The sequence below is a fragment of the Seohaeicola sp. genome (assembly GCF_048006315.1).
Taxonomy (GTDB): Bacteria; Pseudomonadota; Alphaproteobacteria; order Rhodobacterales; family Rhodobacteraceae; genus Seohaeicola.
Genome location: NZ_CP180350.1, coordinates 2,767,365 through 2,787,870, shown reverse-complemented (window position 1 = coordinate 2,787,870; position 20,506 = coordinate 2,767,365). Strand labels below are relative to the sequence as shown.

The window sequence follows — 20,506 nt, the reverse complement described above, 5'->3', positions numbered from 1 at the left end:
CTCAGGCGGGCCTTTCGTTTTGCGCTGTCGCAACCCGTCACGGCATCGCCCGCCCCCCCATCATGGCTTGCAGCACCGGGGCCAGCATCTCTGCGACCTCCTGATGCGCAGCAGGCCCCATCAGCCCGGCCGCTGCCGGGGCCTCCAACGGTGAAAACACCATGCCTTCGGTTCCCCTGGCAAGCGCCTGCGGGCTGGCGGTAACCTCGACCACCTGGGTCACTAGGGGGCGAAGCTCTTCGATCATGGACCTGTCCACGAACAGCGGATCACGCCCAAGATCATCCCCCGGCACGACGGCTGGGCCTGCATCCTGTGGATCCCCGCAGAGCGGTTCATGATCCGCGAACCACAGCAACACCGTCCGCCCGCCGATACCCTGCAACAGGTGGCGCATGCGCGCGAGCCAGGCCTGTTTCAACTCCTCCCGGATCATGCGGTAGCGATCCGGTGAAAGCTGCCGGATCGAGGACAGCATGTGCCGGTTGAAGGCAAAATCGGTGAAATCCACATCGCGGAACATCTGCTTCATCAAGCCGGACGCATTCAGGAAACGGTCGTTGCGCCGCGGATGTACCGCGTAGAACCGGTTGGACATGTTCTGTGCGCCCATGACCTGCACGACCGTCACGCGCGACTGGTTGGCCACCTCCATCACCGTGGTGTCATTCAGGAAGGCATCCACCCCGGCGTTCTGCCAACCGAAATTGACGCATTTCAGGCCCGTCGCATCCTCGATCAGCGCGGGAAAGGGTTTCGCGATGAAACGCCCATAGGTTTCAGTCCCCCCCAGGAACAGTGCATAATCACCGCCAAGGCGCCGCCTTGGGCCGCGAAACTGCAAGCGCGATCGCCCATAGCGGCATGGAAAATAGTTCAGGCCACCTTGGCCGGTTGCGTCATAGGTCATCTATCCCACCCGATTGTTGAAACTCACCCGTCGGGCAGAATCACGCAAAGAACTTGCGATTCCCTTAAACATGCAATTGAGCGAAATTATTAACGATCCGTCCTGACGCCTGTGGCCTTGCACGGCCCCGCCGCCCCGGCCTATTGTCGGCGGCGACAGGCACAAGGGAAAGCAGGACGCCCATGGATATTCAAAGCATCGGCATCGTTGGCGCAGGCCAGATGGGCAATGGCATCGCACATGTCACGGCTCTGGCCGGGTATGACGTGCTGATGACCGATATCAGCCAGGACGCGCTTGACACGGCTGTCGCGCTGATCTCGCGCAACCTTGACCGCCAGGTCAGCCGCGGCAAGGTCAGCCAGATCGACAAGGACGCCGCAATGGCGCGCATCAAGACGACACTGGCGCTGACCGATCTTGGGCCCTGCGACCTGATCATCGAAGCGGCCACGGAACGCGAGACGGTCAAGCAGAAGATCTTCGACGAGCTTCTGCCGCATCTTGCGCCGCACACGATCCTGACCTCGAACACCTCGTCGATCTCGATCACCCGGCTGGCCAGCCGCACCGATCGGCCGGAAAGGTTCATGGGGTTTCACTTCATGAACCCGGTGCCGGTCATGCAGCTGGTCGAACTGATCCGCGGCATCGCAACCGATGAGCCCACCTATGCCGCCTGCCTCAAGGTGGTCGAAAAACTGGGCAAGACCGCAGCCTCGGCCGAAGACTTCCCGGCCTTCATCGTCAACCGCATCCTGATGCCCATGATCAACGAGGCGGTCTATACCCTGTACGAAGGCGTCGGCTCGGTGAAGTCCATCGACGAATCCATGAAGCTTGGGGCCAATCACCCCATGGGGCCGCTGGAACTGGCGGATTTCATCGGACTGGATACCTGCCTTGCCATCATGAACGTCCTGCATGACGGTCTGGCCGATACCAAGTACCGCCCCTGCCCGCTGCTGACAAAATACGTCGAGGCCGGATGGCTTGGCCGCAAGACCCAGCGCGGGTTCTACGATTATCGCGGCGAGGTTCCGGTCCCGACACGCTAGGCTTCTTCTTGCCTTAAATATCCTCGGGGGGAGTCCCGCAGGGACAGGGGGCAGACAGCCCCCTTTTCGTTGCACTGCTTCAGCCCCTCAGGGACAGCGTATGCTCCCGCAACCAGGCCATGAAGGCGCGCGGGTCACGACCGCGGTGGTCCGCCTCTTCGGGCGAGATCGGATGCCCGATGACAGGCGCCTGTGGCTTGTCGAAGGCATGCACGACCTCATGCAGCAACAGCCCCTGCCGCAACACCGGCGAAATCCGGTTGGCAATCTGGTACCAGCGCGAATTCGATCCGGGGAAATAGCAGGGCACGACAGTTGCCCCCGAGCGGCGGATCATCTTTGCGGTAAATACGTTCCATTCAGCCTCGATCGCCGGACCGAACATGGTCTTCGATGTCGCCACGACGCCCGACGGGAACAGCGCGATCAATCCGCCCTGACCCAGATGATCCATCGCCGCATTGCGCATCTCGATCATCTTGCGCTGCGCATCGGGTTCATGCGGAAAGGGCACCGGGATCATGTAGCTGGCGGCGCTCTCGTCGATGCCGGTCAGCAAAGATCGCGTCAGGATGCGGTAGTCATCCCGGACCCGGCCGATCAGATCGGCAAGGATCATCCCGTCGACCAGGCCATGCGGGTGGTTTGCCACGAACACCACGGGCCCCTTGGCGGGGATGCGCGCCAATTGTTCGGCAGGGGTCAGCAGATAGATCCCCATGACATCCATCGTGGCCGGCCAGAAAGCCTGGCCGGTCGGCGCCCCGCGCCGTTCGAATTCCCGGACACGCCGGATGATGCTGATCTTTCCGGTCATCCACTCCATCATGCGGATGATGGCCCCGCGCAACGGACTGTCGAAAGTGTTCGAATAGGTCAGGCTGCCTCGGTCGTACACCGTCTGATGCGGCGCGGCAGAACCGTCGTGGTCCGTTGCGGGGCTATGTTCTTGAATATCGACCACCTCGAGCTCGCTGTCGTGCCGTCCTCAGTATCCAGGGCCGGCTTTACATGCCTTCGCCGAACCGGTCGGCCACAAGAGCCTCAAGGGCGTCGGCAAGGGCACCGGCATCCGGGCCGCTGATCTGAACCTCAATAGTGGTTCCTTTCGATGCTGCCAACATCAAAAGCCCCATGATACTGTCGCCCGAAGCACTCAGCCCCTCGCGGCTGACCTCTGCCGTGGCGTCGAAACCTTCAACCACTTCCACAAGCTTGGCCGAGGCGCGGGCGTGAAGACCCTTTTCGTTGATGATCTTCAGGCTGCGGTGCACTGTTTGCGTCATGATTATTCTTGGTCCGAAGTTATGTTCTGTGTGTCAATGTACTTGCGGCCCGCTTCCAGCGCATGGCGCACGGCATCACCAATCGGCAAATGGCGGCTTTTCGCCAGTTTGATCAGCATCGGAAGATTGGCCCCGTAAAGGATGCGACGGTCGTCAGGCGCACAGGCGCGCAGCGACAGGTTGCTGGGCGAGCCGCCGAACATGTCCGTCACGACCACGACACCGCTTCCGGTATCGACCGCATCTGCGGCCTCCATGATCTCCTGCTGCTTTTGACCGCGATCATGATCAGCCTCGATCGAGATGGCGAGAATGCCCTTCTGCTTGCCGACGACATGTTCGACAGCGGCAAGGTATTCTTTGGCCAGACCACCATGGGCGACAATCACGATACCGATCACGGATGTTTTCCCTCACATCGATGTTGCGCCGGCCGCGGGCCGGTTGGCTGGCAGAGAGGCATCGCGTCGCTCCAGTTCGCGATGCCTTATTGACACTTGCCAGCCTTCCTTAGCAAGGGTCAAGGCCAGCTTTTCCGTCATGGCAACCGACCTGTGCTGCCCCCCGGTACAGCCAAATCCGATCGCAAAATGGGACTTTCCCTCTTCCTTGTAGGCGGGCAGAAGCAAAAGGATCAGGTCCAGGACCTTGGCAAAAAAGGCTTCTTGCCGGGGATCGCCTGCGATATGAGCCGCGACCCGGGGGTCGCGCCCATCCAGCGCGCGCAGGCTTTCTTCCCAATAGGGATTCCGCAGGAACCGGCAATCGAACACCGTGTCCATCCCGCGCGGCATGCCGCGCTTGTAGGAAAAGGAATTGATCGTGACCGCCAGATGCCGACCGCCGGTGCCGGTGAACATGCGCTCGATCTCGGCGCGCAGCTCATGCGGCGTCAGGTCCGACGTGTCGATCAGGATATCGGCACGCGCGCGGATCGGTCCCAGAAGATCAAGTTCGCGCGCGATACCGATCTCGGGACTTTCGGCGGGGGACATCGGGTGCCGCCGACGCGTTTCCGAATATCGCCGCTCCAGCACCTCGGCCCGGCTGTCGAGATAAAGAAGCGCAGGCTCCAGCCCCGGTGTAAGCCCCAACCTGTCGATCGTCTCTATCAATGCATTGGTCGAAAAGTCACGGTTGCGCACATCCAGCCCCAGCGCCAGCGGGCGACTGAGCGGCGGCCCGTCCAGCAGGCGCGGCAACATCGAGATGGGCAGGTTGTCGATCGCCTCAAAGCCCGAATCTTCCAGCGCGTTGATGGCGGTGGAACGCCCTGCGCCTGATGGACCGGTGACCAGCACAACGCGCTGCCCGGCACCGTCCGCCTGCGGCATGCCATCCGAAATCTGTCCGGTCTTGACGGCCATGTCGGTTCGCCTTTCGCCTACGCCACCCGCCCTGCTGCAAGATATTGCAGAATTCCGGCAGGAAAAGCAGGGCTGTCTACTCTGTGAACCAGCGGAAGGGAAAGCCCCAGCAGGTCAATCGTTCGATAGGGTGGCAGGCGCGCCTCTTCCAACCGGTCAAGATCCACGACAAGACCGATCCGGCAGGGCCCGGCGGCATCCGCCTCAAGGATGCCGATGCCCCGTGCCTCGATCCGGCCGCGCAGCGTATCCGGCGCGTCGGCCATGACAAGGTCCCCGTCGGCACCGCAATCGTCGCGCCAGATGCAGGTGCGATCATCCGCCACCAGTCCCGCGCCCAGCGCCATGAGCTGCAGCGCAAGCGACGACTTTCCGCGCCCGGATTCGCCCCTGATCAGGACGGCTTGACCATGCAGGGCCACGGTGGTGGCGTGAAGGACGAGACGCGTCTGGGTGTCAGACCGTCCCGCCCCCTGCTGGTCCTCCTGCATCTCAGACGGGCAGGCCCACGACAAAGCGCGCGCCCAGCGGTTCAGAAGTCGGATCCGCATCGGTGGGGCGGATGTTCTCGGCCCAGATCACGCCATCATGCGCTTCGACGATCTGCTTTGAAATGGCCAGCCCAAGGCCCGAGTTATTGCCGAACTGGCCTGCGGGCCGTTCCGAATAGAACCGCTTGAAGACTTTCGTCAGCGCCTCTTCGGGGATGCCGGGGCCCGTATCCTCGACCACGACAAGCACCCGGTTCTCGCGCTGGCGCGCCCAGACGCGGATCGCGTCGCCATCCTCGCAGAAACTGATCGCATTGGTGATCAGGTTCACGAAAACCTGTGCCAATCGCGCCTCAAGCCCATGCACGACAATCGGCTCGTCCGGAAGATCGGTGATGAAGTCGATCCCCTGCCCGCGGGCTTCCTGCCCCAGGTAGTCGCCAAGATTCCCCAGCATCCTGAGAAGATCGAAAGGCTCCTGCTCTTCCTTGACCAGTTCACTGTCCAGCCGGGAGGCGTTCGAGATGTCCGAGACAAGACGATCCAGCCGGCGGACATCATGCTCGATCACGTCCAGCAGCTTGGCGCGCTGATCGTCACGCTTGGCCACGCGCAGCGTGCCGACGGCAGAGCGCAGCGAGGCCAGCGGGTTCTTGATCTCATGCGCCACGTCCGCGGCAAACTGCTCGTTCCCGTCGATACGGTCATAAAGCGCGGACACCATGCCGCGCAAAGCGCCGGACAGGCGACCGATCTCGTCGGGGCGCGCCGTCATGTCGGGGATGCGGATGCGCCCGTTGGCCGCCTTGCGACGATCACGGTCGCGTCCGATCTCGGCCGCGGCCGCCAGATCGGAAATGGGATTGGCAATGGTCGAGGCCAGAACGATGCTCAATCCGATCGACACCAGCGTGGCGATCAGGAACATCTGCAGCACGCGCTCTCGCTCGATCCGGACAAGCGTATCGATCTCGCCACCCGCATTGACCAAGGCAACAGCCCCGAATGGCTTTCCATCCTTGATGACCGGACTTGCCACCGTGAAGGTGGTCGTTCCGCTGACATCATGCGCCGTACTGTAGGTCGTGCCACTGGCCAGCGCCTGTTCGACCTGAACGCGCGCCAGTTCTTGATGCGTCAGACCGGGCTGGTCATCACCAAGGGACATCACGCCGGACACGCCAGCCCAGAGCCAGGACAGGAAATCGACGATGATGGTGGGTTCATTACGCACCGTGCCGCCGGATTGCAGGATACCGGCGCCGGATCCCTGCCCCAGCAGGGCGCCTTGGGCGTCGAAGACAAACACCTCAAGCCCGCTGCGCAGATCAAGGGCGGCAAGCGTGCTGTCTGCAGTCGCGCCCATCTCCGCGTTCAGGCCCATCGCGGCCTGAACTTCGAAGACACTGGCGATCAGTTCCGCTTCACCAAGAAGGCTGTTGATACGCTGCACCGCCAATGGTTCCCGCGAGGAGTTCATCAGCAGGATACCCGCCACCAGGATGTTCAATGCCACCAGGTTGAAGGTGATGATCTTGCGGGTCAGCGGGGAGTCCTTGAGTGAGAACAGGCCACGCCGCTCACGCTTGTGACGCAATTCCCCTTCGACAACGGTATCCGGGGCGACGAAATCGTCACCCAGAATGACATCACCGTCCCGCCGAGGCGTCGCGTCGCGCAAGCTGATCCTTTCTGCGAGTGCCATCACTCTTCGTTATATCTGTAGCCGATACCATACAGGGTCTCGATCGCTGAAAATTCAGGATCCGCCGTCCGCATCTTCTTGCGCAGCCGCTTGATATGGCTGTCGATCGTGCGGTCATCAACATACACTTGATCATCATAAGCCACGTCCATCAACTGGTCACGGCTTTTCACGAAGCCCGGACGCTGTGCCAGCGCTTGAAGCAGCAGGAATTCGGTGACGGTCAGCGACACGTCACGGCCTTTCCAGGTCACGGAATGGCGCAGCGGATCCATCCGCAACTCGCCCCGTTCCATCACCTTGGTTTCCTCGGTATCCCCGACGATGTCACCGGCCACCGCATCCTGCCGGCGCAGAAGCGCGCGGATACGCTCGACCAGCAGACGCTGCGAGAAGGGTTTCTTGACGTAGTCATCGGCCCCCATGCGCAGGCCGAGCACCTCGTCGATCTCGTCATCCTTGGAGGTCAGGAAAATGACCGGCATCGAGGTCTTCTGGCGCAAACGCTGCAGAAGATCCATTCCGTCCATGCGCGGCATCTTGATGTCCAGCACGGCCATATCGGGCAATTTCTTGTTGAATGCGTCGAGGGCGGATTGCCCGTCATTATAAGTTTCTACTTCAAACCCCTCGGCTTCGAGGGTCATGGCAACCGATGTCAGAATATTCCTGTCATCGTCCACGAGGGCGATCTTTGACATGGCGGATTTCCTTGTACTGCTCGTTACGCCTGATTTTTTCCTTAATTCATCGTCTTTTTGGTCTTTACAATCAATCCCTAACTGCGAATCGGGCCGAACCTGTGTCGCATTTGATCGTAAAAAACCTAAGCAATGGCTAAATTGCATCAGTTACAGTTTCCGGTGAAGGGACAGTCCGACGGGGAATTCCGCCATGGTTGCGCTAAACTGCGACTGGTTGCGCTAACTGCGAAAAACCCTTCTGTTCCTTCAACGAACCATCATGTTAAGAGGCGACGCATCGGCCCGGACAGAGGCCGCCCAGTCGGGCATCTTGCCCGCTTCACGTGAACACGGGACCGCCGCCCCACGCGCGGCTACAGGAGTTTGGCAATATGGCATTTGGACGGGTAAACCCGCAATTCCGGCTTGAAGATCAAGGGATCAGCGGGCTGGGCAATGTCTTTTACAATCTTATGGAGCCAGCGCTGATGGAATCGGCGCTCAAGAACGGCGAAGGCACGCTGGGCAATGGCGGCGCCTTCCTGGTGACCACCGGCAAGTTCACCGGCCGCTCTCCCAAGGACAAGCACGTGGTGCGCACCGCATCCGTTGAGGACAGCATCTGGTGGGAAAACAACGCCGCCATGTCGCCCGAAGGGTTCGACGCGCTCCATGCCGACATGCTGGAACACATGAAGGGTGGCACCTATTACGTGCAGGACCTCGTGGCTGGCGCCGATCCCGAACTGGCGATCAACGTGCGCATGGTCACCGAGCTGGCCTGGCACGGCCTGTTCATCCGCCACCTGCTGCGCCGCCCCGAACGTGAGGCGCTGGACCGCTTCACTGCCGATTTCACCGTGATTAACTGCCCCAGCTTCAAGGCTGACCCCGCGCGTCACAACTGCCGCTCGGAAACCGTGATCGCGATGAACTTCGACGCCAGGATGATCCTGATCGGCGGCACCGAATACGCGGGCGAGAACAAGAAATCGGTCTTCACCCTGCTGAACTACCTGCTGCCGGAAAAAGGCGTGATGCCGATGCATTGCTCGGCCAACCACGCCACCGGCAACCCGGTCGATACCGCCGTATTCTTCGGCCTGTCGGGCACCGGCAAGACCACGCTTTCGGCTGATCCCGCGCGCACGTTGATCGGCGACGACGAACATGGCTGGTCGGATCGCGGCACCTTCAATTTTGAGGGCGGCTGCTATGCCAAGACCATCAACCTCAGCGCCGAGGCCGAGCCCGAAATCTACGCGACCACGACCAAGTTCGGCACCGTGATCGAGAACATGATCTTCGACCCCGAGACATTCGAGCTGGATTTCGACGACGACAGCCTGACCGCCAACATGCGCTGCGCCTATCCGCTGGACTATATCTCGAACGCGTCCGACACCGCGCTGGGTGGTCACCCCAAGAACGTCATCATGCTGACCTGCGATGCCTTCGGCGTTCTGCCTCCCATCGCGCGGCTGACGCCGGCGCAGGCGATGTATCACTTCTTGTCGGGTTTCACCTCGAAGGTCGCTGGAACCGAGCGTGGCGTCACCGAACCCGAACCCACCTTCTCGACCTGCTTCGGCGCACCCTTCATGCCGCGCCGCCCCGAGGCCTATGGCAAGCTGCTGCAAGCCAAGATCGCCAAACATGGCGCGACCTGCTGGCTGGTGAACACCGGCTGGACCGGTGGCGCCTATGGCACCGGCAGCCGGATGCCGATCCGCGCGACCCGCGCGCTTCTGACCGCCGCGCTTGACGGCAGCCTGAACGATGTCGAGTTCCGCAAGGACGAGAACTTCGGCTTTGATGTACCGGTCGCCGTGGAAGGCGTGGCAGAGGTTCTGCTGGATCCGCGCCGCACCTGGCATGACGCCGAAGCCTATGACCGTCAGGCCGCGAAACTGGTGCAGATGTTCGCCGACAATTTCGCCCAGTACGTTCCCTATATCGACGAGGACGTGAAGGCCGCGGCCATCGGCTGAACCTCGGGCTAAAGGGGCCGCCCCGCAGAGGTGCCCCGGACATGAACAAGGACCCCGGTCAGCGATGACCGGGGTCTTTTCATGTGCGGCAGATCGCAAACAACTCTCCGCGTGATGAGATGCCAAGCTTGTCATAGGCACGCCTGCGATAGGTCACGACGCTGGTCGGGGCGACACCCAGGTCATCGGCAATCACCTCTGCCTTCTTGCCGTCCAGCATCCCAAGGCAGACCGCGCGTTCCCGTGCGGACAACGCCATCAGGGCGTCAGGCACACCGCCCGCCCGGCGCCGTTCGAAATGCAACAGCGCCAGCCGCCCCAGGATCGGCAGGACCGCAGCAGGCGGCGTCCAGTTTTCGATGCCGCTGCGATAGAGGTTGATCACCAACCGCAGGCTTGTCCCGGCGGCAAGGACGGACAACTTGCCGCCCAGCCCCGGATCGTCGAAGAACCGCGCGCGGTAATCGGCCGCCATGGGACTGTCCAGCGGATCGATCCGCAGGACATCGACCTCGCCCGCCGCCTGCTGCAAGGCCCGCAGGAACAGCGGGTCCTGCCGGAACCACCCGTCTAGATAATCCGCGGCCAGCCGCCGCCCGGTACGAACCTGCCGGAAATTGCGCGCCATCAGGCAGGCGGCGTGATCGACCTCATAGGAAAAGATCATGACCTGATCCGCGCCCAGCGCATCGATCAGATCCAGGCAGGCCAGAACAAAGTCCGGGCTGCCATGCAGGGCAAGGCAGCAGCTTACATGATCCAGAAGGTCGCCTTGGGGGGCTGTATCGCTCACGGGCATGTCCCATCAAAAGAAGGACAGAATGCACCACAAAGACTTGATACAAGCAACAGCGGCAAAAGAAGGATCATATCCCGCATGAGACCGGCAGGGCGCAACGAGACTGACTCGCTTTATTTCACCTATCCGCGGTTTGACGCACCGGGCCCGGATGCCGCGCGGCAGGGTCGCCACAGGGTTATCGTGGCCGGTGCCGGCCCGATCGGCATGACCGCCGCCCTGACCCTTGCCGCAGAAGGCGTGCCGGTCCTGCTGGTGGATCGCAAGGACACGTTCAACGATGGCAGCCGCGCCATCTGCATCGCGCGGTCCAGCTTTCACATCCTCGAACGGATCGGCGCGCTGCCGCCGTTTCTGGAAAAGGCGCTTGGCTGGACCATGGGCCGCAGCTTCTATCGCGGCCGCCAGATCCTTGAATTCCACATGCCCGACAGCCCGGAGGAAAAGTTCCGGCCGATGTACAATCTGCAACAGCAGTATATCGAAGCATTTCTATGGCAGGCGGTTGCCGCCCATCCCCTGATCGAAACGCGCTGGCAGACCGAGGTGACGGATGTCCGCGACCTGGGCGATGGTGTGGCGCTGACGCTGCGCGACCCTGGCGGCGACTATAGCCTGACCGCCGATTGGCTTTTGGCCGCCGATGGTGCCCGCTCGCCCATCCGCGCGATGCGGGGCCTGCGCCTGAAGGGCGAGAATTACGAGGGGCGCTATGTCATTGCCGATGTGCAGATGGATCACGATTATCCCACCATCCGCCGGGCGCTGTTCGACCCCGCCTGCCGTCCGGGCGGCACGGTCCTGATCCATCGCCAACCCGACAACATCTGGCGCATCGACTATCAACTCCGCGACGGCGAAACCGCCGAAGAGGCCATGCGCGAGGACACAGTGCGCGCCAGCGTCTCTGCCGTTCTCAAGGACATCGGGCACGAAGGCCAATGGAAGCTTGAATGGTGGAGCGTCTATTCCGCCAATACCCTTGCCCTGGACGACTACCGCGACGGGCGCATCTTTTTTGTCGGTGACAGCGCCCATATCGTGCCGATCTTCGGGGTGCGCGGGCTGAACAACGGTCTGGCCGACGCACAGAACATCGGCTGGAAACTGGGCTGGGTCCTGACCGGTCGCGCAGGCGAAGGGCTGCTGGACAGCTATACGCCCGAACGGCGCGGCGCGACGCTGGATGTCTTTGCCAACGCAACCAAAAGCACGCGCTTCATGACGCCCCCCACCCGTGGCTGGCAGATCCTGCGCGATGCGGCCCTGTCATTGGCACTTCAGGAAGAATGGGCAGGGCAGTTGGCCAATCCGCGCCAGATGCAGCCCTACACCTATGCGGACAGCCCTGCGACCCTGAAGGATGACCAGGCAGGCACAAGCGGCCCGGTGCCCGGCGCCGTCATCCCCTCGGCCTCGCTGGCCCAGGGCGATTTCCTGACGGACAGGCTGGGAGATGGCTTTACCCTGCTGTGCTTCGGCGATGCGCCTGCGCTGACCGGCGGCCCGGACCTGTCTGTTCTTGCGCTTGATCCCTCGGACAATGCCGCCGTCACGCTTGGCGCGACAGCGGGCAGCGCCTGGTTGATCCGCCCCGATCTGCATATCGCGGCGCGGTGGCGCAGCATTCCCTCGGACAACGAAGTTCAAGCCGCCATGGATCACGTGACCGCAAGACAGAGGGCCAGGACATGACAACGCATTCCCGGATCGAAACCGTTTACGAAGCACTGGCCAAGGCCATCGACGCGACCGAAGCGACAGCGGGCCAATCCGCCACCCCGGTCTATCTGGCCAAGCTGGTGCTTGCCCTGGCACATGCCCTGGACGATCCGGAAAGGGTCAATCAACTGATCGACCAATGCCGGAACGACCTGTGAGCCGGTCACCGACAGCCGCTCAGGACACCAGTTCTTCCAGCGGCAGCCGCAGCAGATATCGCAGGTCTTCGCGCGACAGGTAGGCCGTGAAGGCTTCGATCGCGCGATCCTTGTCGCGCAGCTTCCATGACAGCGACGCGGGCTCGGTATGCATGAATCCGGCCCGTTCCGCCAAACCCTTGAAGGCGACCGACCGGACCATGAAGGCAAAGATGAAGTCGGGGTTCAGATCGCGCAGCGCAATGGCAAATCCAAGCCGCGACAGCACCGAGGACATCCCGCGGCCACGATAACTTCCCGCATCCTCATCAATCCACATCTCGCCATGGTAGCAAAGCCGCCCCTTGATTCGCCGGGCCCCGGGCCCTGCGCGATAGCGTGACGCCGTCATATCCAAAGGCACACCGGCAGGCGGGAAGTCACGGAACGAACGCCGAAGATAGCCTCCGAGCAATTGCTCCCCCACATCCACCAACCGCACCGCCTGGGTATGGGCCAACTGTCCTTGTACGGTATGGCCGCACACCCAAAATGCATTTGTTTTTGAAAGGTTATGCAAATCTGCATTGAAAGGAAGGCTGACCGGCTGATGGGGTCGACCCGCAGTGACGATCTTCCGGTACTCGTTAAAATCGTGACCGATGGTCACGATCATTTTCTGCTCTCGCAGGATTTCTGCCGCTTCAGAAAGCAACGGCCAACGCAAAAAAACATCATGTATCGACATGCAAGGGAACTCCCTGGTGGTTAAAGGCCCACCAAGGATTGTAAACTATCCGACAGTATTCACGCATACGTTATGCGCGGCGGCTCACAATTTCATGCGCCACTGTCTCAATCCCGTTCGCCGCTTCGACAAGCCGCGGATCGAGTCCGGGAATGTCGATCTGGCTGGTCCGATCCACCATCGAGATCATCGCAAAGCTGCCATCGGGAAAGCGGCTGCCCAGCAGAAGTCGCGCAAAGCAGATCGGGCGCATCTTGTCTTCGGGCCCATGCGGCATCTGCGTTGCCACGTGATCCAGACGCAACCCCTGCGTCGCGCGCAATTCGTCATAGGATTGCGCGGCGGAAAAATTGAAGCGGCCTGCACCGGGCAGGCCGTCTATCTTCAATCCGACGCTGCTGCGCGCCCAGCTCCAGCCGTACCAATGGGCAAAATCGGAACGCTCGCCCACCTCGGCGCAAAGCCAGTAATTGTCGATATACCTGAACACAAGCGCATGCGGGCGCACCGACTGGAAGGCGGGATGCTCGATCTGCCCTTCGGACAGCGCCCATGACTTGATGGTTTCCCGCAGGATCGGCCCCTCATGCGTCCAGATCCGCGAAATGGGGTGCTGCTGCAAATGATAGTAATACCCGTCCTCGCGGTTGAACGAGAAATTGAACAGCCCTTCGCGATGGCCCGCCTGCCCGTCCAGCCAGGCACGCCCGCGCGCCAGCAGGCTGCGCGCTTCATGGACAGCGCACTGGCCGTCCTCTGTCAGATGGTATTGCCGATCCTCGAGGTAGAAGAGCGGCTTGCCCCGCGCCTCTTCCAGCAGCTCGATATGACGCCGCAGCGTCTGACGCGTGACACCCAGCTCATTCACGGCACGCGACACGTTCAAAGTATCTACGAGGGTGACGAAGGATCGCAGCATCTCGAAGAGAAGGGATTGATTACTTTGCTGTTTCACCTTGCTTGCCCCTGAACAGGCTCGTCACATGATCACACAACACATTGCCTTGGGAACCAGTGGCAGTTTGGAAGATCGACGAAGGACTGTAAATTTATAACCCATTAACGCTATATGGATCATACAGTGGCGAATAATTTATGTCAATTTCTTCATTATTGATCACAGCAAAGCGTAAAAAACTAACAAGTTGATTGATTCGACGGTTGCGCCATTCTCTCAATAGTAGAAATATATGAGAGTATACCATGTCACATCCGGTAGACGTTCACGTTGGTCAAAAGTTGAAGCAGCTGCGCATCCTGCGCGGGATGACACAGACCGACGTTGCCGATGGCTTGAACATATCGTTTCAGCAAGTCCAGAAATACGAACTTGGCCGTAACCGCATATCTGCGAGCAAACTGTTCGAACTGTCACATATCCTGAAAGTCGCGCCCTCGTACTTCTTCGACGGGCTGGAAAGCGGTTCGGCATCGCCGCAGATTCTTGATGAGGAAGCAACCAAGATTGCCTCCATGCTGACGCGCATCAAGGATGATCGTCTGCGGGGTCAGATCCGCAGCTTCATCACCGAGATCGCCAATAGCCAATCCTCAGAGCCGCGCAGCAGCGCCGCGCGCTGAACAAGGCAATCCCACAGTCTCAAGGGCGCGGCGCCGGGGGTTCACCCCATCAGGCCGCGCCTTAGCAAATTCAGGCCTGCAATCAAGAGAACCGCCAGCGTCGCCTTGCGAAAGGCGCGCTGATCGATGCGGTCCTGGATCTGGAAGCCAATCCAGGTGCCCAGCACGGCAGGCACGACCATGGCCGCCGAAAACGGCAGGGTTTCGGCCCGCATCACGCCCGACCCGACATGTGCCCCGAAAAGTGCAATGGCACCAAGGCCATAGATCACGCCCTGAACACGCATCTGTTCAACCTTGGGCGTCTCGAGCGCCGTAAGATACATGACCGTAGGCGGGCCCCAGACCCCTGAAAACCCGCCGATAAAACCGGCAAAACCGCCGATCGCGCCTTCGATCCAGGCCCGGCCGCGATTTGGCAGACGCAGCATTACACCCATAAGCTGCACTGCGCAGAACAGAACCACAGGCAGGCCGATCATCAGCAAAAGCGTCTCTTGCGGCAGGATCCGCACCAATTGCGCGCTGATCAGCATGGCCACCAACCCGATCAGCATGAACAGGCGGAACTTCTTGATCGAGACCCAGGCCTGCCCCCAACCTTGGCGCAAGGCCTGCATCCCGTTCGTCACCAGCGTCGGAAGGATCAGACCCGCCAGCGCCACATCCGGTGCGACAAATGAGCCAAGCAAGGAAATCATGATCATCGGCATGGCGAAGCCGACCATGCCCTTGACGACACCCGCAAGAAGGGCGACCAGAACGGCAAAGCCGAGTATTTCCGGTGACATGAAGGACAGGATGCTGCTCATCCGCCTCTCATACCATGCGCAGCGACGGCCGCTAGTGCCGCAGCGCAATAATTCAATGCGCAACTTTCAGTTATCCCAATGGCCTTTCTGGGTATTTTTGTTGCGCTGCAACTGCGAAATGGCTAGGACGGGACCAAAGTAAAAAAGGATGTGATTCATGGCCCATGACGGACAAGATATTGCAATGACCCATGCGGTGATTCTGCCAGACCTGCTGTCGCACACCGGTGCGGCCCTGGCCCCTGTCGAAAAGCTGTTCGACAAGGCCAAGGATCGCGTGCGCGCCCGCGTCACCGAAGGCGGCAAGGTCTCTGGCGCCTTGATCGAAGCCGAACAGACGGCCGCCCATGGGCTGGCATGGCTGGCCACTTATGTGGAATCCCTGCGCCAGATGCAGAAATGGGCCGAACACCTGACCTCAGAGGGCAAGTTCGGCGAGGTCGAGCAGCTGATCCAGCAGATCGCTTTCGGCGAATACCTGTCCCAGATCGCAGGCGGCATCCAGATGAACCAGGGCGAAGTCGTGCGCCTGCAGGATCTGGGCCTGTCGGCGGATGATGCGCGCGGCCTGTCCGATCCGGCCGTGATGGCCCTGATCCAGGGCGGAAACACACAGGCGGCCCGCACCCGGCTTGTCGAACTGATGCAGGAACAGGCGGCCAATATCACCGTGGGCGCCTCGGGCCTTGAGGACGAGCTCGAGATGATCCGCGAGCAGTTCCGCCGCTTCGCCATCGAAAAGGTCGAGCCCTTCGCCCATGAATGGCACCTCAAGGACGAACTGATCCCGATGGAGATCATCACCGAACTGGCCGAAATGGGCGTGTTCGGCTTGACGATCCCCGAGGAATACGGCGGCTTCGGCCTGTCCAAGGCCTCGATGGCCGTTGTCTCCGAAGAACTTTCGCGCGGATATATCGGCGTGGGCAGCCTTGGCACCCGGTCCGAAATCGCGGCCGAGCTGATCCTTTGCGGCGGCACCGAGGAACAGAAGCAGAAATGGCTTCCCGGCCTTGCCAGTGCCGAGATCCTGCCGACAGCTGTGTTCACCGAACCGAACACCGGCTCGGACCTGGGCAGCCTGCGCACCCGCGCGGTCAAGGATGGCGATGACTATCGCATCACCGGCAACAAGACCTGGATCACCCATGCCGCGCGCACCCATGTGATGACCCTGCTGGCCCGCACCGACCCGTCCAGCACCGACCATCGTGGCCTGTCGATGTTCCTGGCCGAAAAGACCCCCGGCACGGACGAGGCGCCCTTCCCCACACCCGGCATGACCGGTGGCGAGATCGAGGTGCTGGGCTACCGCGGCATGAAGGAATACGAGCTTGGCTTCGACAACTTCCATGTGAAGGGCGAGAACCTGCTGGGCGGCGAGGAAGGCAAGGGCTTCAAGCAGTTGATGCAGACCTTCGAATCCGCCCGCATCCAGACCGCTGCCCGCGCCGTGGGCGTGGCACAGGCCGCACTGGATGTGTCGATGCAATACGCCATCGACCGCAAGCAGTTCGGCAAGTCGCTGATCAACTTCCCCCGCGTGTCCGGCAAACTGGCGATGATGGCTGTGGAAATCATGGTCGCACGTCAGCTGACCTATTTCTCGGCCTTCGAGAAGGACAACGATCGCCGCTGCGACCTCGAGGCCGGGATGGCCAAGCTGCTTGGTGCGCGCGTCGCATGGGCCGCCGCCGACAACGGGCTGCAGATCCATGGTGGCAACGGTTTCGCGCTGGAATACAAGATCAGCCGCATCCTGTGCGATGCCCGCATCCTGAACATCTTCGAAGGCGCGGCTGAAATCCAGGCCCAGGTCATCGCCCGGCGCCTGCTGGATTGATCGCCCTTCTTTGTCACGACCAAAGCCCCGCAGCGTCAAGCTGCGGGGCTTTTTCGTTGTGCCCGCATCAGGTCCGATCACAAATGCGTAGACCCGGTTCAAAGACCGGGCTTTCGCGCCATAATCAAGTGAACGGCCCCCTGCATCCGCAGCGGCACCATCATTGTCAGACCAAAGCAGGAGACAGATTGCGATGACCCAGACGCCGCCAACCCGCCGCCGCTTTCTTCTGGCCGGCAGCGCCACTGCAGGCGCCATACTGACGACCGGAACAAGCGGGCTGCTGGTTCCGGCCCGCGCGCAAGGGGTTGCCCCGACCCCCACAATGCGCGGCGGCGCCAACAATTACCGCCCCGGTGCGCCCATCGTGGAACGGATCGGCGGCGGTGGGTTCTGGATGACTGGCACCGTCCGCCGCGCGGGCGACGGCATGCCGCTGCAAGGCATCCGCATCCAGATCTGGGCCCATACGACCGAAGGCCATGAACGCGACATCCATAGCCACGGCGCCACCCTGACCGCAGCCGACGGCACCTTCCGCCTCGAGATGCCTCAGATCGTGCCGGCCTTTGGCCAACCGCACGGGCATCTGGCCTATGATCGCAACATCGACAACACCCCGTTCAGGACCGTCTTCCTGCGTCCCGTGATGCGCAGCCCGAACGACAGGACGCTGCACGCGGATTTCGTGCTGGAACCCGTCTGACACAGTGCCCGCAACACGTTCCCTGCTGATCTGGGCTGCACTGGGTCTGACCATTGCCGCACCGCTGGCCATCGCCGCGACCAGCCCACTGCTGGCGTGGCGACAGCCTGTGTACATCATCGCGGGTTTCGCGGGCGTAGTGGGCATGGCCCTGATCCTGCTTCAACCCCTGCTGGCGGCAGGCTAACTGCCAGGCCTGAATGCACGGCGTGGCCGTGCGGTTCACCGCTGTATCGGCGTGGCTCTTGTGGTGGCGGTCATCCTCCATGTCGCGGGCCTCTGGATCACCAGCCCGCCTGACGTGATCGACGCGTTGCTCTTCGCCTCGCCCACACCTTTTTCGGTCTGGGGTGTAATCGCGATGTGGGCGATCTTCGTGACCGCCCTTTTGGCCCTGCTGCGGTCCCGCCGCGCGCTGGGCACACGCGCATGGCGGCTTGGCCATTCGGCGCTGGCCCTCGTCATCGCATCAGGCACCGTCCTGCACGCCCTGCTGATCGAAGGCACGATGGGGCAAGTGTCCAAGATCATTCTCGCGGTGCTTGTGGTGGCGGCGACCCTCAAGGCCTTGTCCGACCTGCGCGCCTGGGTGCTGCTGCGCCGCCGGCGGGGCTGATCCAACCCGTTCAGCGGTCCTCGAACAGGCAATTGCCGCCCACTCTTGCAGGGCGCGCCATGTATGTGGCAGTGTCAATCAAATCACGCAGCAGAAAGCCCCGTGCCATGACAAAACCCTGCATCATCTGTGTCGCCATAACCGGATCGGTTCCCACGAAGGCCGACAACCCCGCCGTGCCGATCACCGTCGCCGAACAGGTCGAAAGCACCCATGAAGCCTTCGAGGCCGGCGCCAGCATCGTGCATGCCCATGTGCGCAACGACGATGGCACGCCTTCTTCCGACCCCGAGAAATTCGCCCGCCTGAAGGAAGGGCTGGAAAAGCATTGCCCCGGCATGATCATCCAGTTCTCGACCGGTGGCCGTTCCGGCGCGGGCAAGACGCGCGGCGGGATGCTGCCGCTGCGCCCTGACATGGCCTCGCTCTCGGTGGGGTCCAACAACTTCCCCAGCCGCGTCTACGAGAACCCGCCGGATCTGGTCGATTGGCTGGCGGCCGAGATGATCACCTATGACGTCAAGCCCGAGATCGAGTGTTTCGACCTCAGCCATATCCATCAGGCCGCGAAAATGGCCAAGGACGGCCGCCTCAAGAGCCCGCTCTACGTGCAGTTCGTGATGGGCGTGAAAAATGCCATGCCCGTCGACCGCGAGACCTTTGATTTCTACATCAGGACGGTTGAACGACTGATGCCGGATGCCGAATGGTGCGCGGCAGGGATCGGGCCGGGTCAGATCATCCTGAACGAATGGTGCGTCGCTGCCGGCGGCCATACCCGCGCCGGGCTTGAGGACAACATCCGGCTGGATCGCGACACCCTGGCCCCGTCGAATGCTGCGCTGGTCCGGCGCATCACCGACCTGTGCGGGAAATACGAACGCCCCGTGGCCACACCGGCACAGGCGCGCGCGATGCTGGGCCTGCGCCCGGCATGATCCGCATCGTCTGACGCAACAGAATTGCGCACATCATCGGGTTGTGCGCAATTGTTCCAGAATTTCCTGTGCTGCGGCCGTAGGAGTGACGCGCCCCTGCGCCACATTGCGCCCCATGGTCTGCATCATGGCCCGCACCTGAGGCTGATCCAGTTGCGCCAGCAGCCCTTGCCGCACCTCCTGCCCGAACCAGTATTCCGCCTGCGCGGCACGGCGCGTTCCAAAATGCCCGGCCTCGCGCCGCCATTGGATCAACGCCCGCATCTCGGACCACGCCGTTTCCAGCCCCTCGACCTGCAAGGCCGAGACAGTCATAGCCTTGGGAAACCCCTCGGGGTCCTGTGGCCGCTTGCGCAGCAATCGCAACGCCCCGGCATAATCGGCGCAGGTGCGTTGCGCCGCCGCCTTCAGATCGCCATCGGCCTTGTTGACCAGGATCAGATCGGCCATCTCCATGATGCCGCGCTTGACGCCTTGCAATTCGTCGCCCCCGGCCGGTGCCAGCAGCAGCAAAAACAGGTCCGACATCTCGGCAACCACGGTTTCGGACTGCCCGACGCCCACCGTTTCGATCAGCACGACGTCGAATCCGGCCGCTTCGCAAAGCGCCACAGCCTCGCGCGTGCGCCGCGCCACACCGCCCAGATGTGATTGCGCGGGTGAGGGGCGGATGAAGGCATTCGCCTCCCGGCTCAGATGCTCCATCCGTGTCTTGTCGCCAAGGATCGAACCGCCCGACCGGGCCGAACTGGGATCAACGGCCAGCACGGCCACCCGCAACCCCTCGCGCAGCAGCATCAGCCCGAAGCTTTCGATGAAGGTGGATTTGCCCACGCCCGGCGTTCCCGACAGGCCGATCCGCAACGCCTGCCTGTCCGACGCAGCGCGCAGCACCTCGATCAGTTCGGTCGTCTGCGCGCGGTGATCGGCACGGCTGCTTTCGACCAGCGTGATCGCACGGGCCAGGGCGCGGCGGTCCTGCGCCATGACGCGCCTTGCAAGCTCGGTCATATCCATCGGGTCGGTCCTTCACTCTGTCCGGTCTTCATGCCTTGGCAGGCTTGGCCTGTCCAGTCAGGCGATGGACGGGACGGGCGAAATCCCCGATAAGGC

The 20,506-nt window shown here is 61.9% G+C and carries 23 protein-coding genes; 10 read left to right on the top strand and 13 right to left on the bottom strand.

Features of this window, described 5'->3' with window-relative positions; translation table 11 throughout:
- Positions 1 to 37: 37 nt before the first annotated feature.
- On the bottom strand, positions 38 to 910 hold the full coding sequence (locus ACMUJL_RS13915; protein WP_416914316.1) for a DUF6473 family protein: 873 nt from the start codon (positions 908 to 910) through the stop codon (positions 38 to 40).
- 182 nt (positions 911 to 1,092) lie between these two features.
- On the opposite strand from ACMUJL_RS13915, the gene ACMUJL_RS13910 reads away from it, so the two are divergent.
- Complete coding sequence (locus ACMUJL_RS13910) at positions 1,093 to 1,968, top strand: 3-hydroxybutyryl-CoA dehydrogenase (protein WP_375573390.1); 876 nt, start codon at positions 1,093 to 1,095, stop codon at positions 1,966 to 1,968.
- Between the two features lie 79 nt (positions 1,969 to 2,047).
- Here ACMUJL_RS13910 and ACMUJL_RS13905 read toward each other — a convergent pair whose 3' ends face one another.
- Genes ACMUJL_RS13905 through ACMUJL_RS13875 form a run of 7 tightly spaced genes read right to left on the bottom strand, consistent with a single transcriptional unit; the run spans position 2,048 to position 7,518 of the window.
- Entirely contained in the window at positions 2,048 to 2,923 is an 876-nt protein-coding gene (locus tag ACMUJL_RS13905) for a lysophospholipid acyltransferase family protein (RefSeq protein WP_375573891.1), read from the bottom strand.
- Positions 2,924 to 2,975: 52 nt separating this feature from the next.
- A complete protein-coding gene (locus tag ACMUJL_RS13900; protein WP_375573392.1) occupies positions 2,976 to 3,254 on the bottom strand; it encodes an HPr family phosphocarrier protein in 279 nt (92 codons plus the stop codon).
- Positions 3,255 to 3,256: 2 nt separating this feature from the next.
- Positions 3,257 to 3,655, bottom strand: a complete 399-nt coding sequence (locus ACMUJL_RS13895; protein ID WP_068291720.1) for a PTS sugar transporter subunit IIA — start codon at positions 3,653 to 3,655, stop codon at positions 3,257 to 3,259.
- A 12-nt stretch (positions 3,656 to 3,667) separates the two neighbouring features.
- On the bottom strand, positions 3,668 to 4,621 hold the full coding sequence (rapZ, locus tag ACMUJL_RS13890; RefSeq protein ID WP_375573394.1) for an RNase adapter RapZ: 954 nt from the start codon (positions 4,619 to 4,621) through the stop codon (positions 3,668 to 3,670).
- Positions 4,622 to 4,638: 17 nt separating this feature from the next.
- Positions 4,639 to 5,112 (bottom strand): HPr kinase/phosphorylase, encoded by a 474-nt coding sequence (locus tag ACMUJL_RS13885; RefSeq protein WP_375573396.1) that lies wholly within the window; start codon positions 5,110 to 5,112, stop codon positions 4,639 to 4,641.
- Between the two features lies 1 nt (position 5,113).
- The gene (locus ACMUJL_RS13880; protein WP_375573398.1) at positions 5,114 to 6,817 is read right to left on the bottom strand and encodes an ATP-binding protein; all 1,704 of its coding nucleotides are present in this window, start codon (positions 6,815 to 6,817) and stop codon (positions 5,114 to 5,116) included.
- Entirely contained in the window at positions 6,817 to 7,518 is a 702-nt protein-coding gene (locus tag ACMUJL_RS13875) for a response regulator transcription factor (RefSeq protein ID WP_375573400.1), read from the bottom strand. The genes ACMUJL_RS13880 and ACMUJL_RS13875 overlap by 1 nt, the downstream gene beginning before the upstream one ends.
- A 374-nt stretch (positions 7,519 to 7,892) precedes the next feature.
- Between ACMUJL_RS13875 and ACMUJL_RS13870 the strand changes: the two genes are divergently transcribed.
- Positions 7,893 to 9,491: a phosphoenolpyruvate carboxykinase gene (locus ACMUJL_RS13870; RefSeq protein WP_375573402.1), complete on the top strand. Its 1,599-nt coding sequence runs from the start codon at positions 7,893 to 7,895 to the stop codon at positions 9,489 to 9,491.
- Positions 9,492 to 9,570: 79 nt separating this feature from the next.
- Here ACMUJL_RS13870 and ACMUJL_RS13865 read toward each other — a convergent pair whose 3' ends face one another.
- Positions 9,571 to 10,284, bottom strand: coding sequence for a helix-turn-helix transcriptional regulator (locus tag ACMUJL_RS13865; RefSeq protein WP_375573404.1), 714 nt, complete (start codon positions 10,282 to 10,284; stop codon positions 9,571 to 9,573).
- Between the two features lie 84 nt (positions 10,285 to 10,368).
- Here ACMUJL_RS13865 and ACMUJL_RS13860 point away from each other — a divergent pair, with 84 nt between their 5' ends.
- Complete coding sequence (locus ACMUJL_RS13860; protein ID WP_375573406.1) at positions 10,369 to 11,985, top strand: FAD-dependent monooxygenase; 1,617 nt, start codon at positions 10,369 to 10,371, stop codon at positions 11,983 to 11,985.
- Positions 11,982 to 12,170, top strand: coding sequence for a hypothetical protein (locus tag ACMUJL_RS13855; protein WP_375573408.1), 189 nt, complete (start codon positions 11,982 to 11,984; stop codon positions 12,168 to 12,170). The genes ACMUJL_RS13860 and ACMUJL_RS13855 overlap by 4 nt, the downstream gene beginning before the upstream one ends.
- 19 nt (positions 12,171 to 12,189) lie before the next feature.
- On the opposite strand, the gene ACMUJL_RS13850 is transcribed toward ACMUJL_RS13855, so the two are convergent.
- Positions 12,190 to 12,897, bottom strand: a complete 708-nt coding sequence (locus ACMUJL_RS13850; RefSeq protein ID WP_375573410.1) for a hypothetical protein — start codon at positions 12,895 to 12,897, stop codon at positions 12,190 to 12,192.
- Positions 12,898 to 12,967: 70 nt separating this feature from the next.
- Complete coding sequence (locus ACMUJL_RS13845) at positions 12,968 to 13,852, bottom strand: helix-turn-helix domain-containing protein (protein WP_375573412.1); 885 nt, start codon at positions 13,850 to 13,852, stop codon at positions 12,968 to 12,970.
- Positions 13,853 to 14,136: 284 nt separating this feature from the next.
- Between ACMUJL_RS13845 and ACMUJL_RS13840 the strand changes: the two genes are divergently transcribed.
- Complete coding sequence (locus ACMUJL_RS13840) at positions 14,137 to 14,478, top strand: helix-turn-helix domain-containing protein (protein ID WP_375573414.1); 342 nt, start codon at positions 14,137 to 14,139, stop codon at positions 14,476 to 14,478.
- Between the two features lie 41 nt (positions 14,479 to 14,519).
- Here ACMUJL_RS13840 and ACMUJL_RS13835 read toward each other — a convergent pair whose 3' ends face one another.
- On the bottom strand, positions 14,520 to 15,290 hold the full coding sequence (locus tag ACMUJL_RS13835; RefSeq protein WP_375573416.1) for a sulfite exporter TauE/SafE family protein: 771 nt from the start codon (positions 15,288 to 15,290) through the stop codon (positions 14,520 to 14,522).
- A 157-nt stretch (positions 15,291 to 15,447) separates the two neighbouring features.
- On the opposite strand from ACMUJL_RS13835, the gene ACMUJL_RS13830 reads away from it, so the two are divergent.
- The 5 genes from ACMUJL_RS13830 to ACMUJL_RS13810 all read left to right on the top strand — a co-directional run bounded on the left by ACMUJL_RS13830 (position 15,448) and on the right by ACMUJL_RS13810 (position 19,393).
- Positions 15,448 to 17,133, top strand: a complete 1,686-nt coding sequence (locus ACMUJL_RS13830) for an acyl-CoA dehydrogenase family protein (RefSeq protein WP_068291246.1) — start codon at positions 15,448 to 15,450, stop codon at positions 17,131 to 17,133.
- 193 nt (positions 17,134 to 17,326) lie between these two features.
- The gene (locus ACMUJL_RS13825; protein WP_375573418.1) at positions 17,327 to 17,839 is read left to right on the top strand and encodes a twin-arginine translocation pathway signal; all 513 of its coding nucleotides are present in this window, start codon (positions 17,327 to 17,329) and stop codon (positions 17,837 to 17,839) included.
- Between the two features lie 4 nt (positions 17,840 to 17,843).
- On the top strand, positions 17,844 to 18,026 hold the full coding sequence (locus ACMUJL_RS13820; protein WP_375573420.1) for a hypothetical protein: 183 nt from the start codon (positions 17,844 to 17,846) through the stop codon (positions 18,024 to 18,026).
- Complete coding sequence (locus ACMUJL_RS13815) at positions 18,027 to 18,455, top strand: ferric reductase-like transmembrane domain-containing protein (RefSeq protein ID WP_416914445.1); 429 nt, start codon at positions 18,027 to 18,029, stop codon at positions 18,453 to 18,455.
- 107 nt (positions 18,456 to 18,562) lie between these two features.
- On the top strand, positions 18,563 to 19,393 hold the full coding sequence (locus tag ACMUJL_RS13810; RefSeq protein WP_375573422.1) for a 3-keto-5-aminohexanoate cleavage protein: 831 nt from the start codon (positions 18,563 to 18,565) through the stop codon (positions 19,391 to 19,393).
- Positions 19,394 to 19,426: 33 nt separating this feature from the next.
- Here the strand turns inward: ACMUJL_RS13810 and meaB are convergent, their stop codons facing one another.
- On the bottom strand, positions 19,427 to 20,410 hold the full coding sequence (gene meaB / locus ACMUJL_RS13805; protein ID WP_375573424.1) for a methylmalonyl Co-A mutase-associated GTPase MeaB: 984 nt from the start codon (positions 20,408 to 20,410) through the stop codon (positions 19,427 to 19,429).
- Positions 20,411 to 20,506 lie beyond the last annotated feature (96 nt).

What these genes read in the sequence shown, in the direction of transcription:
- ACMUJL_RS13830 (WP_068291246.1), top strand. Translation starts at nt 15,448, where the DNA reads ATGGCCCATGACGGACAAGATATTGCAATGACCCATGCGGTGATTCTG.
- rapZ (WP_375573394.1), bottom strand. Translation starts at nt 4,621, where the DNA reads ATGGCCGTCAAGACCGGACAGATTTCGGATGGCATGCCGCAGGCGGAC.
- ACMUJL_RS13825 (WP_375573418.1), top strand. Translation starts at nt 17,327, where the DNA reads ATGACCCAGACGCCGCCAACCCGCCGCCGCTTTCTTCTGGCCGGCAGC.
- ACMUJL_RS13850 (WP_375573410.1), bottom strand. Translation starts at nt 12,897, where the DNA reads ATGTCGATACATGATGTTTTTTTGCGTTGGCCGTTGCTTTCTGAAGCG.
- ACMUJL_RS13870 (WP_375573402.1), top strand. Translation starts at nt 7,893, where the DNA reads ATGGCATTTGGACGGGTAAACCCGCAATTCCGGCTTGAAGATCAAGGG.
- ACMUJL_RS13915 (WP_416914316.1), bottom strand. Translation starts at nt 910, where the DNA reads ATGACCTATGACGCAACCGGCCAAGGTGGCCTGAACTATTTTCCATGC.
- ACMUJL_RS13880 (WP_375573398.1), bottom strand. Translation starts at nt 6,817, where the DNA reads ATGGCACTCGCAGAAAGGATCAGCTTGCGCGACGCGACGCCTCGGCGG.
- ACMUJL_RS13875 (WP_375573400.1), bottom strand. Translation starts at nt 7,518, where the DNA reads ATGTCAAAGATCGCCCTCGTGGACGATGACAGGAATATTCTGACATCG.
- ACMUJL_RS13860 (WP_375573406.1), top strand. Translation starts at nt 10,369, where the DNA reads ATGAGACCGGCAGGGCGCAACGAGACTGACTCGCTTTATTTCACCTAT.
- ACMUJL_RS13835 (WP_375573416.1), bottom strand. Translation starts at nt 15,290, where the DNA reads ATGAGCAGCATCCTGTCCTTCATGTCACCGGAAATACTCGGCTTTGCC.
- ACMUJL_RS13910 (WP_375573390.1), top strand. Translation starts at nt 1,093, where the DNA reads ATGGATATTCAAAGCATCGGCATCGTTGGCGCAGGCCAGATGGGCAAT.
- meaB (WP_375573424.1), bottom strand. Translation starts at nt 20,410, where the DNA reads ATGGATATGACCGAGCTTGCAAGGCGCGTCATGGCGCAGGACCGCCGC.
- ACMUJL_RS13900 (WP_375573392.1), bottom strand. Translation starts at nt 3,254, where the DNA reads ATGACGCAAACAGTGCACCGCAGCCTGAAGATCATCAACGAAAAGGGT.
- ACMUJL_RS13855 (WP_375573408.1), top strand. Translation starts at nt 11,982, where the DNA reads ATGACAACGCATTCCCGGATCGAAACCGTTTACGAAGCACTGGCCAAG.
- ACMUJL_RS13885 (WP_375573396.1), bottom strand. Translation starts at nt 5,112, where the DNA reads ATGCAGGAGGACCAGCAGGGGGCGGGACGGTCTGACACCCAGACGCGT.
- ACMUJL_RS13810 (WP_375573422.1), top strand. Translation starts at nt 18,563, where the DNA reads ATGACAAAACCCTGCATCATCTGTGTCGCCATAACCGGATCGGTTCCC.